At 63.2% G+C, this 13,349-nt stretch carries 9 protein-coding genes; 2 read left to right on the top strand and 7 right to left on the bottom strand.

What is annotated here, in order from left to right; genetic code table 11:
- Positions 1-307: 307 nt before the first annotated feature.
- The 4 genes from RID11_RS11965 to RID11_RS11950 all read right to left on the bottom strand — a co-directional run bounded on the left by RID11_RS11965 (position 308) and on the right by RID11_RS11950 (position 7,264).
- Positions 308-2,323: a CocE/NonD family hydrolase gene (locus RID11_RS11965; protein WP_350139351.1), complete on the bottom strand. Its 2,016-nt coding sequence runs from the start codon at positions 2,321-2,323 to the stop codon at positions 308-310.
- A gap of 82 nt (positions 2,324-2,405) precedes the next feature.
- Positions 2,406-3,704 carry an ATP-grasp domain-containing protein gene (locus RID11_RS11960; RefSeq protein WP_350139349.1) on the bottom strand — a complete coding sequence of 433 codons (1,299 nt, stop codon included), beginning with the start codon at positions 3,702-3,704 and terminating at the stop codon, positions 2,406-2,408.
- Between the two features lie 70 nt (positions 3,705-3,774).
- The gene (gene cphA / locus RID11_RS11955) at positions 3,775-6,417 is read right to left on the bottom strand and encodes a cyanophycin synthetase (protein ID WP_350139346.1); all 2,643 of its coding nucleotides are present in this window, start codon (positions 6,415-6,417) and stop codon (positions 3,775-3,777) included.
- Positions 6,404-7,264, bottom strand: a complete 861-nt coding sequence (locus tag RID11_RS11950; RefSeq protein WP_350139344.1) for a cyanophycinase — start codon at positions 7,262-7,264, stop codon at positions 6,404-6,406. The genes cphA and RID11_RS11950 overlap by 14 nt, the downstream gene beginning before the upstream one ends.
- Before the next feature lie 218 nt (positions 7,265-7,482).
- Between RID11_RS11950 and RID11_RS11945 the strand changes: the two genes are divergently transcribed.
- Together RID11_RS11945 and RID11_RS11940 are read left to right on the top strand one after the other, a co-directional pair.
- Complete coding sequence (locus tag RID11_RS11945; RefSeq protein WP_350139342.1) at positions 7,483-8,409, top strand: isoaspartyl peptidase/L-asparaginase family protein; 927 nt, start codon at positions 7,483-7,485, stop codon at positions 8,407-8,409.
- Positions 8,410-8,801: 392 nt separating this feature from the next.
- Complete coding sequence (locus RID11_RS11940; RefSeq protein WP_350139517.1) at positions 8,802-9,374, top strand: tyrosine-type recombinase/integrase; 573 nt, start codon at positions 8,802-8,804, stop codon at positions 9,372-9,374.
- Positions 9,375-9,801: 427 nt separating this feature from the next.
- On the opposite strand, the gene RID11_RS11935 is transcribed toward RID11_RS11940, so the two are convergent.
- The 3 genes from RID11_RS11935 to RID11_RS11925 are packed head-to-tail and all read right to left on the bottom strand — an operon-like array spanning position 9,802 to position 13,255.
- Positions 9,802-11,367 carry an ABC transporter transmembrane domain-containing protein gene (locus RID11_RS11935; protein WP_350139340.1) on the bottom strand — a complete coding sequence of 522 codons (1,566 nt, stop codon included), beginning with the start codon at positions 11,365-11,367 and terminating at the stop codon, positions 9,802-9,804.
- Positions 11,367-12,413 (bottom strand): hypothetical protein, encoded by a 1,047-nt coding sequence (locus tag RID11_RS11930; protein ID WP_350139338.1) that lies wholly within the window; start codon positions 12,411-12,413, stop codon positions 11,367-11,369. Before RID11_RS11930 ends, RID11_RS11935 begins: the two co-directional genes overlap by 1 nt.
- 20 nt (positions 12,414-12,433) lie before the next feature.
- On the bottom strand, positions 12,434-13,255 hold the full coding sequence (locus RID11_RS11925; protein ID WP_350139336.1) for an alpha/beta fold hydrolase: 822 nt from the start codon (positions 13,253-13,255) through the stop codon (positions 12,434-12,436).
- Positions 13,256-13,349 lie beyond the last annotated feature (94 nt).

The raw sequence follows: 13,349 nt of genomic DNA, 5'->3' as shown, positions 1-13,349 counted from the left end.
ACAATGGAGTGTCAGTCCCTGAGAGCAAACACTCGCGGTGGGGTAGTACGGCCCATACCGGACTCGCAGCAACCAGCTGACTTTCTGCGGTCGCAGCCCGCATAGCCGCCATTCGCCGCGCGTGCGAAACTTGGAGATGGTCTAACTCTCAGTATGCGGGACGAAGTAAGCTTTTGCTGCGATTGAAAGGGTGGTCCGATTGGAATGATCGCATTGGCTCAGTTTTGAATGCGGATTGACAGTATATCGGCAATTCACTGGCTGCTCTTAAAGCCAGCTTAGCCTGCCCGCGACCGGTGGTTGCGCGTCACACTGCCTTTCTCGGAATGCTCGCCGTATAAGTCTTGTCGCGTACGGAGGTGTCTCCGTCGAATGCCTGCATCCGCGCGCGGAGATGGAAATGCGTTCTGTCGCAAGACAGGTGCGTGTGCGTCACCGTCCGCACGACCCAGTCGTCCCGCCGCATCTCGTGGACCCAGGTGACTTCGCCTTCGGCGGAGGTGGGATCGTCCGGCAGGATCGAATAGCGCTCGGTGCACTCGGCGGAATGCGTCAGACCGTGCTGGATGATACGGGCTTCGCCCTCGTGGACGCGGATATCGGCGGTCACGCGCCCGGTGGCCCGATCCTCCGTCACGTTCCATTCCGCAGTCGCGGGCGTCTCGACCGCCTGCTCCAGGGGCACCGCAGCGCGCGGCGGGCCGAACGGCGCCGCATCGCTGTGATCATCGTCCCGCAACGGCAAGGTGAGCGTGCTCTGCCCGGTCAGAACCCGCAGTTCTACCGCCTCTGGCGCGGGCCAGGCGATCGGGAAGTAGCTGGTCGACAGGGCCAGCCGGATGCGATGCCCCGCGCGAAAGGTCTGGGCGACGTGCTTCATCGGCACATCGACCGTGTAGGTCTGCCCCGGCGTCAGGGGCTCCGGATGCTCGTGCCCGTCTCGGTGGGTGAGATTGAGCAACCCGTAGCTGATCCGGGTCGCGGCCCCGTCGGGGGCCACGTCCATCAGGCGCACGGCGGCCTGCGCGACAGGCCGGTCCGAAGTGAATGTCAGTGTCAGGTGCGCGTCGCCCACCATGTGCAGGGGCTCGGCAAGCGGCGCGGTCTCGAAGCACAGGCTGCCCGCATCGTCCCGCCGCTGATCTCCCGGCTGATCGCCGGGCAGCGCGTAGGAGCACCACTTGCCGCCCTGAAACCCGACCCAGAGTGGCGAGGCGATAGTCAACCAACCGCCGGGCACCTCCTCCGACCGCGACAGCCGCCCATCGGACCCCAGAGCGAATTCGGTCGGGGTGACATTCGGCGAGGGCCATGACGGCTCGGTGATCCAGTGCCCGTCCCGGTGCTCGTAATGGGTTCTGGGTGCGGCGTGATCCTGAAGATAGACCCGCAACGGCGGCTCATCGGCAATGCCGGTATCGATACCCTTGAGCCACTGATCCCACCACCGGGTTTCCTCGCTCAGCCAGTCGATCGCCGGGCCCGGCGCTCCGACATGCGGGTAGCGATGCGACCAGGGGCCGACGATGCCCTTTGCCGGACCCTTGAGGTTCTCGACCAGCCGAAAGACAGAACGGCAGTAGCCGTCTGCCCAGCCGCTCACAGCATAAACGGGTACCTCGATATCTTCGAAATTTTCGCAGACCGATCCGTGCTTCCAGAATGCATCGCGCGTCTGGTGCTCCATCCATGTCTCGAGCCAGAAACCCGACCCGTCGAGCCGTTCTTCCCACAACTCGCGCCAGCGCTCGCCGACATGCGCGGGGTCTGGCGGTAGCGTATTGATCCCGAACATCACGGAGGCCCAGGACAGTTGATCGCAAAGCATCGTGCCGCCCATGTAATGGATGTCGTCGGCATAGCGGTCATCGGTCGAACAGATCGACACCACGGCCTTGAGCGCAGGGGGGCGCAGGGCGGCGAGTTGCAGGCCGTTGAACCCGCCCCAGGAAATGCCCACGATCCCGACACCCCCATCGCACCAGGGCTGGTCAGCGATCCAGGCGATGACATCACATCCGTCCTGAAGCTCGATCTCGGTATATTCGTCGGTCATCACCCCCTCGGATTCGCCGGTTCCGCGAAGATCGACCCGGACATAGGCATAGCCCTGCGCCGCCATCCAGGGCGCGCGTGCATGGTCGCGTTCGAGCGTCTTGTCGTTCTTGCGATAGGGGATGTATTCGAGGATCGCGGGCACGGCCTGTCGCTCCGCCCCGTCCGGCATCCAGATACGTGCCGCCAGGCTGGTGCCGTCCGGCATCGGAATCTCGAGGTGCTCGATTTCCCGAACGGTGACGGGAAGCGGGTGGTCGATTTTCATGACGTTCATCCTGAATTACGTGCGCAGCGATGCGGCCACCGTATCGCGTCCCCGCCCGACAAAGTCCAGCGCGGGCGTTGGCCTATTCCTCGATGTCACTGAACTCGTAATTCAGCTTCTTCATGACCTGCTCGTAATTCCACAACAGCTTGGATGGCTTGTTTGCCCCCATCCAGATCGACGCCACGGCATAGCTGTAGGCGTCCTGTTCGGGCAGTTCCGACAGCCGCATGCCCCGCTTGACATAGGAGGCAATGCGCGTGCCCTCGACCCGCTCGGAGGCCACCTCCAACTCGGCGCGCGAGGGCACGCGCGCGAGGGTCGCGTCGTTGAAGAACACCCGGTAGAAGAATTCCGCGGCGACGTTTTCCGGACCCTCGCCGCTCGGCATGTCGGGCTTGCGCCCGAGGCCAAGATCGACCGTGACCTGCTGATGGCTCACCCCGTCGACCATCTCGAACAGATCGCAATGCGATTGCGCGATGCGGGTGTTGATCTCAAGCAGCCAGATCTTGTTCTGCACCTCGTCCCAGTAATATTCGATGTTGAAGCCCGCATTGTCATAGCCGATATGCGCCATCACCTTGCGGGTGATCTCGTTCATCTCGTCCTGCACGCGGCGCGGCAGGGTTGAGGGATAAAGATAGTAGAAAAAGCTGAGCACCTGCGGATAACGGATCGAATCCACCGTGCCGTAGGGGACCACCTCGCCGTCATGCACATAGCCTTCCACCGTGCATTGACGCCCACCGATCACGCGCTCGGCCATGCAATAATGCCCTTCGATCGCCTTGATGTCATCGGGCAGGTTCGCCTGATCGAGCACGTAGTTGAAAGGCTCTGAGATCTGGCCAATTTCTGCCCGAAAGGCGGCGATCGCGTAGTCGAAATCCTCGGGGCTGTCGATGCGAAAGCCAAGCCGTGAGCCCGACGATTTGATCGGCTTCACGAAAAAGGGAAAGCGCAGGTCTGCCTCGCCAATCTTGGAGAGGGCGTTGTCGTCGAACGGATCGAATGCGGTGAAGGTGGGCGTGTGGTCCGGCACCACTTCTGCCATGACCTTGCGCGACCAGTACTTGTGCTCGCATTTCAACAGGCTCTCCAGCGAGGCGTTGCGGGTGCCGTACTTCGCGCAGAGCAGCGGCAACATGGTGGAAACCGGAAAGTCGATATACCCCACGATGGCGTCGATCGAGCCGTCAAAGGCGTCGAGCGTCGCCTCGGCCTCGCGCAGCATGGCGGGGATATCGAATTCCTGCGTGTCCGAGACCGCCTCGGAGGTCAAAAGCGGGTGAAAGACGACATCCTCGACCCCCCGCAGCCGGGTCAGTCGCTCGGCATTCATCGCGTTCAATCCGACGACGAAGACATTCTTGGTCATGATGTTGGTCCTTCCTGATCAGGGCGTGCGCACCAGTGAGGCTGACGCACCGAATGGGTGCAGTTTGTCCTCAGACCTGCGCGAGATCGGACTGAACCGGAAAACTCCGTCCCTTGAGCCGCTCCGTGGTGCCGGTGATGTCATCCACCAGCAATAGCAGAAAATCGCCCGGCACGGCATCCGCCATGGCCCGGTCAACGGCGTCCTTTTCCTTCATGATGACCTCGACCGCGCAGTCCGATCCGGCGTCGGCTGCGCCGTTCCGGATCAGGTTCGCGGTCTCGCCTTCGGCGCGACCGCGTGCGTCGGATTCGTAGACGTAAAGCACGTCACACATCTTGGCGAGTTGCGCGCCCAGAGCGGCGAGGTCTTCATCACGGCGATTGCCGGGCGCGGTCGACACGCCGATCTTGCGCTGTTGTCCAAGCCCGTTCACCAGCGGCTCCAACGCCACCAGCGCCGGCACGTTGTGACCGTAGTCGATCAGGCAGTAGACACCGTCGGCCTCGAAATAGTTGGTGCGCCCGGGCATCTGCGCCGGGGTCGGGTGGAAGGTCAGCAGCCCGGCGCGGATATCGTCGATCTCGATGCCATGCGCCAATGCCACGGCGGCAGCAGCCATCGCGTTCTGCACGTTGAAGGGTGCGTGCCCCTCGAAGGCGATCGGCACGTCGTTCACATCCACCACATCGACCAGAACCTTGCCGCGCAGCAAGACGATGCGCCCGTTCTTTACGGTGACGACCATGCGCCGCTCGCTCAGGTGATCGTGCAGATCGGGGTTTTCCGGGTCCATCGTGAAGTAGATGATCTCGCCCCGCGCCCAATATGTGCCATGCTCCATCACCAGAGGATCATCGGCATTGAGCACGCAATAGCCGCCCTCCTTCTTAACCGCGTCGACGACGACGGTCTTGCAGCGCGCCAGCTCTTCCAGCGTGTGGATATCCCGCTCGCCCAAGTGATCCGACGCGATGTTCAGCAGTACACCCACATCGCACTCGTCAAAGCCCAGACCGCGGCGCATGATGCCGCCGCGTGCAACCTCAAGCACCGCATGCTCGACTGTCGGCTCCCGCAGCACGGCCTGAGCGGCCGCTGGCCCGGAATAGTCGCCGCGCAGGATCACATGGTTGTCGATCTCGACCGTGCCGGTGCAACCCATGCCCACCGAATGCCCAGACTGGCGCAGGATATGGGTGGTCAGGCGGGTCGTGGTGGTTTTGCCGTTGGTGCCGGTGATCGCGGTGATCGGGATCCGGCCATCGTCGGTCGGATCGGGAAAGAGCATATCGACGACATGCTCGCCCACCGGTCGCGGCGTGCCATGCGTTGGGGCCATGTGCATCCGGAAACCGGGGCCGGCATTCACCTCGACCACGCCCGCCGATTGCTGATCGAGCGGTTTGGTCAGCGTCTCGGCCAGAAGGTCGATCCCAATGACGTCGAGCCCGACATGCCGCGCGATCCGCTCCATTGCGAAGCGGATATCGGGATGCACCTCATCGGTCAGATCGGTGGCCGTCCCGCCGGTCGAGATATTGGCGGTGGATTTCAGGAACACCATCTCGCCCTCGGGCGGCACGCTGTCGAGCGTGAGCCCGGCCTGTTCGAGCATGCGATGGGTCTGTTCGTCGATATGGATCTGGGTCAGCAGGTTTTCGTGGCCGACGCCGCGGCGTGGATCCTCGTTCGCCTTGTCGATCAGCGCCTGGATCGTTGATTTGCCATCGCCGGTGACATGCGCCGGGCGGCGGCGTGCGGCGGCCACGAGTTTGCCGCCGATCACCAGCATCCGGTGATCCTCGCCCTTGATATAGCTTTCGACGATCACCGCACCGGAGTCGTCGCGCACCCGCGCAAGCGCGGCCTCGTAGCCCGATTTCAGATCGTCGAGATTGCTGATATCGGTGGTCACGCCGCGCCCGTGATTGCCCGCCAGCGGCTTCGTCACCACCGGCCAGCCGATCCATTCGGCGGCCTCCTTGATCTCGTCCCAGGAATAGCAGGTGTAACCCTGCGGCACCGCGATCCCGGCATCGCCCAGTATCTGCTTGGTCCAGTCCTTGTCGTCGGCGATCGAGTGGCCGATGATGCCCGACTCGTCGGTCACCGTGGCCTGGAACCGGCGTTGTTTCACGCCATGCCCCAGTTGCGTATAGCTGGTCCCCTCAGTCAGATTGGTCCAGGGTATGTTGCGGGCCTTGGCAGCATCGACGATCGACCCCGTCGAGGGGCCGAGAGCATTGGCGTCGCGCACCTCTTTGAGATGTTCGATGACCGGGCCAAGATCGACATGGCCGCCATCGTAGAGCTTGCGCACTATCTCGACCGCAGCCTCGCCCGCGGCAAGGCCGGTGGCTTCGTCGCGGTAACGGTAGACGACGTTGTAGACGCCGCGCTCATAGCTGTCGACGCTCTTGCCATAGCCCACCGAAAACCCGACCAGATTCTGCAATTCGATGGCAAGATGCTCGACCATGTGTCCGGCATAGGTGCCATTGCGCACCCGCTGCAGGAAACCGCCGGGCTCTCCGATCGAACAGCGATGTTCGTATATGCTGGGAAAGATGGCTTCGAGTTTTTCTGCGATGCCGGGCACTTTGTCGCTCGGGCGATCTTCCAGATCCTCGATGTCGAGACGCATGTAGATGGTTTGATAACGGCTATAATAATTCGGCCCGCGCAGCGCGCGGTGCTCAAGTATACGCATTCCTTTGCTCCAGACTGCCGGTCCCAAGCTCTTTCGGCCCAAGGACCCGCCGGTCTGTGAAACTGTACCCGTTTCCATCGACCAGCGCATGCATAATGACGTTGTGGACGCTCACCGCCTCACCGTCAGAAAGATCGAATACATTGGAACTGGTTATCGCCGAACTGTCAACGAGGATGACGTGACCGGGGCCGAAAGCGTAAATATTGTCGTTCTCGAACAGGACTGCCGCATCTTCTCCGAGGCCAACGCCGAGATACTCGGGATTCGTCGCCCCGACCTCCATCAGACGCGAGAATCTCCCCCTTTCAAGGAAATGCGTGTCGATGATTACGCCCTCGATCAGTCCAAAGCCCGCAGACATCTTGACCGCGCCCTTGCGAAGAGAATCCGTCGCATGACCGCCATAGACCATGGTGGTCGACTGGCACGCTGCGCCCGCGCTTGTCCCCGCGATGACAGCGCCCTCGTCATAGCGTCTGCGGATCATCCCAAGCGCGTCCGACGCGCCCAAGATACTGGTCAGGCGCATCTGGTCGCCGCCGGAAATGAAGATCACGTCACTGCGCGACAGCATGTCGAGCATGGCTGATGCGGCCGCATCGGCGCGCTCGCGTATGCGAACGTCAAGAACTTCGCCAGCGCCCAGCCTCTCGAACACCTGACGGTAATCAGAGAAAACATCTTCGGGAATACTGCTGGCTGTGGTGATGACCCCGACAACTGGCTCCGAGGTCTGGCTTAGTGCCAGAACCTGCCTCAGAATCTCGGTATCCGAGGTTTTATCCTCGGCGCCGCCTATAGCGACAAGTTTTCCTCTGGGCACGGGACGAATCGACATGTCCATGAACGGACCTCCAGTCTGCGGTAGACAAGACCTACATATTGTGGAAGCTGCCACTCCACAAACAAGTTTGTAACAATATACCCGACGTCGCTATGCGATGCGCCGCACCGTAACAAGCTTGTCACACTTTCAAGCATGTTTACTCGGGCAGTATGGTACCAGAAAGTCGATGGTACCTGTGCAACGGCAACTGTAACTGAATCAAGGAGGGGTGTCCCATGACCAAAGGTTTCGTGCTCGCCATTCACGGTGGTGCCGGTGTCTTGCCCCGTGCCGAGATGTCGCCTGAACGCGAGGAAGCCTGCCACGCCGCCCTCGCGCGCGTCCTGGCTGCCGGAGAGGCGGTTTTGTCGCGCAATGGCACGGCACTCGATGCGGTCACCATCGCGGTCGAGGCGCTTGAAAACGAACCTCTCTTCAATGCTGGTCGTGGCGCGGTATTCACTCGGGATGGCACGCACGAAATGGATGCCGCGATCATGGACGGGCGTGGGCGCATGGCCGGGGCGGTCGCCGGCATCGCCGGGGTGCGCAACCCTGTGCACCTTGCCCGCGCCGTCATGGAGCGGACCGATCACGTGTTTATGGTCGGCGACGGGGCACTTGAAATCGCGCGCGACGCGGGGCTGGCCTTTGAGGATGATTCCTATTTCTTCACGCAAGAACGTTGGGACAGTCTGCAATGCACCCTGAAGATGGAAGCTGACGGCACGCTCGACGATGACCCGGCCCGGCGTCACGGCACGGTGGGGGCTGTCGCGCTGGACCGCGAGGGCAATCTCGCCGCAGCAACATCAACAGGCGGCATGACGGCCAAGCGCAGGGGCCGTATCGGCGACAGCCCGATCATCGGTGCCGGAACCTTCGCCGACGATGCCACCTGCGCAGTTTCGGCCACCGGCGACGGCGAAGCCTTTATTCGCCTCTCGGTCGCGCATGAAATCGACGCGCGCATGCGGCTGGCTGAACAACCGATGACCGAGGCGGCACGCCAGATCATCTTGGGCGACCTGACCGCCATCGGCGGATCGGGCGGATTGATCTGTATCGACCGTGATGGGGCCATGACCATGCCATTCAACTGTGAAGGGATGTATCGCGGGTGCGTGGAAGACGGCGGCGAGCCAAAAACAGCTATCTATTGAAGCTGGGCCCGAAAAGGCACACCGGCAGAATACAGAACTCGTACCTTTGCATCCAGTTTGTGGCAGGGACGAGGTTGTCGAGGTTCAGGCAGATCTGTCACCATCCGCATTCAATGTTTGTCATCAAGCTCCACACCGTGTTCAACGGCACAGGCAAAATTGGCTCTTCAAACAGCAGCTTTGATCAGGGCTGTCGCTATCGGTGAGGACTGCAGCATTTGTTGAAAGGGCTCGAAGCCGACCTCAGATGCGCCGCAGCACAATGTGATATGCTGCTTTCGTCAACGTCGGGTTGTCGTTGTGGGTGAACGTGGCGGATGTGAGGATCAGTTAAGGAAACACCAAACCTACCTGCCATTCGCGCTCTTCGCCCTGCCTGGAACAAAGGTCGCATCGTCGGTCAGAAACGCCCTTTGAAGCCAAAACATGTCTGGGCGATCAGAGTTCGACTGGAACTGGCCGAGAACCATCGCGATCTCGCGCTGTTCAATCTGGCCATCGACAGCAAGCTTCGCGGTTGCGATCTGGTCAAAATGAAGGTCACTGATGTTATGGCCTCTGGCCAGATCAAGGAACGCGCATCGGTTCTACAAAGCAAAACGCAGAAACCCGTGCGCTTTGAAATCTCTGAAGGTACGCGGACGTCGCTGGAAAAGTGGATGCAAGACCCGCTGATGGTCGGGTCCGAATACCTCTGGCCCGGTCGGTTCCACGAGCGGCTCCACATCTCGACCCGGCAATATGCGCGCATTGTTCGTGATTGGGTGACCTCGATTGGGCTCGAGGCGAGCGCATACGGCACACATTCGTTGCGGCGAACGAAGGTGACGCAGATCTATAAGAAGACAGGCAATCTCCGCGCAGCCCAATTGCTTTTGGGGCATACGAAGATGGACAGCACCGTCAGGTATCTTGGCGTTGAGCTTGAAGATGCATTGGCAATCGCCGAAGCCATAGAAATCTGATCGAAAGGGCCGTCTTCACGGACGGCCCACAGCGGACGTCCGTCTCACCGTCAAGCGCCGCGTTGCAGCTTCACCAGATCTGCCGTTCGCTGCAGGCGCATGATCGGAGACCGGCGAGCGGCGGCAATGCGGACGAAGTAGGCGTTAGATGTGACACTCGCAGCGGCCACTTTCGACAACCATGAGAGACTGGAGTGATACAGATGGTCGTATACAGCCACGTGTTGCAGCTATGATCGCTTCCGCAAATTGCCAAGGAATTATTTCTCATCCATTGCATAGCCCGACTCCGGAGTTGGGAGCTTTCTCAGCGCTTGCGGGCTTGTCTTTTTATGGTTCGCACCGCGATAACGATCAGAGAAGATGAACACAGCCTCGCAACCCCGGGCCACGTCGTAGTGTCGGCGTGGGTTCATTGAATAGATTATCACGCAGCAAGAGGCACAACCAAGTCCCCTTTCGCCAGAACGGGATGGCGCAGGATCGTGGCTCCTGTCCTGTCAATATGCGCGGCAAGGGTGTCTCTGGCGTCGGGGTCGAGATGCCAGACGCCGTCCTCCAACAGGACAAGCTGAGGCTTGCCCAGCAGGATGCGGGCGAGCGAGAGCGCGCTGCGATCCGCCGGGGACAGGTTGCGGCCGCCTTCGGCAAGTGCGCCGTCAAGGCCGCCGATCCGGTCCATCAGCGTCCGCAGCCCGGCGGCGTGGGCGGTTTTCCTGAGCTTTGCATCCGACGGGCGATTGAGCAGGCCAAGGGACAGGCTGCGGCGCAACGAGCCCTTGAGCACCACGGGCGCGCTGCTCAGGCGATGCACCCCGCGCCGGAGGCTGCCGCGCGACAGATCCGTCAGACTATGACCGGAGAGGCTGATATGACCGGGCGGCACCGGCTCCAACCCGCAAAGAGCGGAAAAGAGCGTGTCGGCCTCTTCGGGCGTGCAGGTCAGGGCGTGCGTCTCGCCCGCGGAGATGTCGATCGAGAGCGTGTTGCCTTGGGGCATCGGCAGATCGCGCACCGTCACGCGGAGCGGGCCAGTTGGAAGGCGGGTGTCGCCCTGACCGGTCCCGCGCTGCGCACGCGAGAGGGCGGCGGTGCATTTCTTGCGCGCCGCGAGATAGGCCGCGCGGAAATTCCAGACGCTGGCCAGATCGCGCAGCGGGGTCAGCACGAGGCCGATGGTGGCAAGTGCACCTGCGATGGTGCCGGTGCTGGCCCCGGTATGCGCACCGGTAACGATCACCGCGCAGGCAGCGAGGCCCGCCACGGCATCGGGCAGCGCCTTGAGCGTTTCCGCCCAGACGAGGCGGTGCAGGGCGGCGTGGATCATCCGCTCGGTGCGTTTGCGCAGTTGGCGGATCTCGGCGGGGCGGCGGCCCATGCGGTCAAGCTCTGGCGCGAGCGGCATGCGTTCGGCCATCTCGGCGGCGATGCGCGCGCGGCGGGCGCGCAGGCGGCGGTGCAGCGGCTCCAGCCGTGGCCCGACCACGGCCAGCACGGCCAGCGTGACCGCGAATAGAGGCGCGATGGCAAGGGCGAAGCGTGGCTCCAGCAGCCAGAGCACGGTGCAGGCGGCGGGGATCATCACCATGGCCCCAATGAGCCGGGGCAGCCCCTTGCCCAGCCAGTTGCGAAAGGCGGTCATGTCGCCGACAAAGCGCAGGCTCATACAGCCGTTGCGGCGCTTGGCGACGGCGCTCGCGGCCATGCCAGAGGCATGATCGAGCAGCGTAAGGCGGATGGCAAGGGCATAACCCTGCCCGAGCCGCTCGCCCATCAGGCGCGAGAGCACGCGGGCCCCTGCGATGACGAGTCCGGAGGCGATCAGCGCGGCGAGCAGACCGGAGTGCAGGGGCGCGCCCGCATCCATTGTCTCGAACAACCCACGGGTGGCGAAGGCTGCCGCCCCGGCGGCTACCCCCTGCCCCAGCGTCAGAAGGCTGACGACCACCAACCCGCGCCAGCGGCCGTTCTCCAGCAGGCGCGGCATGGGCATCAGGCGGCCTCCTTGCGGCCAAGCCCCGCGCGCAGGGCAAAGCCGGTGGCTTCGGCCGGGTCGCCCAGATCCTCCTTGGTGAGCACCGGCAGGCCGGTGGCCGCCTGCGCCTCGGACGCGGCCATCGGCGAGCAGCTGACAAGGCCGGTCAGCGCATCAGGCACCAGCCCCAGCCGCGCCAGATGCGCCACGCCGCCCGCCGCCGCCACCGCGTCACCGCAGGCAAAGACAAGGCCGGAGACAAGCCGCGCGAACCACGGATCGGCGATCAGGGCGGCGGTCTCGCGTTGCAAGAGTCCGTCGGCCACCTCCATCACCACGATATCACAGCCGCGATGCCCGGCCTCGGCGATCAGCGTCTCGATGGCGGTCTTGATACGGTCAAGCGGCTCCAGATAGGTGGTGACCATGCCCGCATCGGTGAAATCGCCTACATAATGCGCACCGCTGTCGCTGTATTCGTTGAAATCGCCAAAGGCCCCGGTGCCCGTCGCCTTGATCGCCCCCACGCGAAAGCCCGCGCGCCGCAACCCGAGCACAAGCTGCGCGGTGGCAAGCGTCTTGCCGGAATTCATTGAGGTGCCGAGCACCCCGATCACTGGCGGGTGCTGCGCGGCACGGCGTGGGGCGAGCGCGAATTGCGCGAGGTTGACCGCGTGCCCATCGGCGCCGAGCAGGCGGGCTGACGGAACCAAACGTGTCGCGGGTTTGATCCGTCTGTTGCGCGCGACCATACGCCCGATGCAGCCGCCTCCGGCGAGCAGGTCGGCACCTTGCGCGTCGATCTCGGCCAGCCCTTCGAACTGATCAGGCGCATAACGCGCACCGCAGGCCATAACCACCGCGTCGCCGGGAAAAATCAGCGAGGGTCGCCCTGAGGGCAGTTGCACGCGTTGGTGCTGTCCGATCGTGTCCACATGGGCGAGGATCAGGTCGCCGGGTTTGGCGGCGGTAAAATCAGTATCGGTGGCCGTGACGCAGGCGTGGTCAACGCGGCGGGTGGCAAAGGTCCATTTTGCCTGGGCGAGGGTGTCGGCGAGGGTCATGTCGGCTCTCCTTTGGTGGGTCAGATGAGGGCGGTGCGCGCATCGAGCACGCGCGCGGCGAGGTGATTCTGCGTGATCGCGCGCACCACGTCGTGATCGCAGCCTGGCATCTCGATCAGGCGGGCGCGGGGCGGAACGCCTGCGGCCTCTGCGGCTGCGTTGAGGGCAGTCACATAGCTGCACGCGCGGGCGCGGCGGTGCGGGCCTTGCCCGGTGTCGAGCGCACGGGTCTTGCGCAGGGCGTCGTCACGGGTCACGTCCTCGGTGCCGATATAAACGTGGACCGGAATATGCAGGAAATCGCGCAGCGCGTCGGTGTTGCGGCGAACCAGCTTGGCGGCAAACGCATCCTTGCCGGGGGCGAGGCCGTAGGGATAGCGCATCGTCTCATCGGGCAGGCAATACCAGCCTGCCGCCGCCAGATGGAGCGCGGTTACGCGGTGCGGATAGAGCATCGCCAGACGGTGCGCGAGCTGTGCCCCGCCCGAATGGCCGAATATATCCACCGGCCCCGGGATATCCGGGTATTCGGACGCCACCAGATCGAGCAGGGCCAGCAAGGCCAGATCGGGGCGAGCGGCCTTGCTGGGGCGCTGGAAATCGGGCCATGTGTCCGCCGGGAAATGCGGCACGATCAGAGTGCGCCCGGTGCGCTCGGCCTCGGGGGCAAAGAGCCGGGCCAGCGTGCCCGCGTTGCGCGAAATGCCATGCAGCACCACCATTGGCGGCGCGTCTGCACGGCGCACCGGCCGGATTATGCGGGCGCTGAGCCGCCCGGCGCTGCTGCAGGCCGTGACCCGGCGCAGGGTCAGGGGGCTCGTCTCGATCAGGGTGTCTTTCATCGGTCCTCTCCCGGTCAGTGATCCGTTGTCATGCAAACGCAGCGCGCCGGGAGTTATTCCCGGCGCGCTGGTATTTTTTCCAAGGAGAGGAAAG

It is taken from the genome of Roseovarius sp. (assembly GCF_040219995.1).
GTDB lineage: Bacteria > Pseudomonadota > Alphaproteobacteria > Rhodobacterales > Rhodobacteraceae > Roseovarius.
This window is presented reverse-complemented; position numbering and strand designations above follow the sequence as displayed.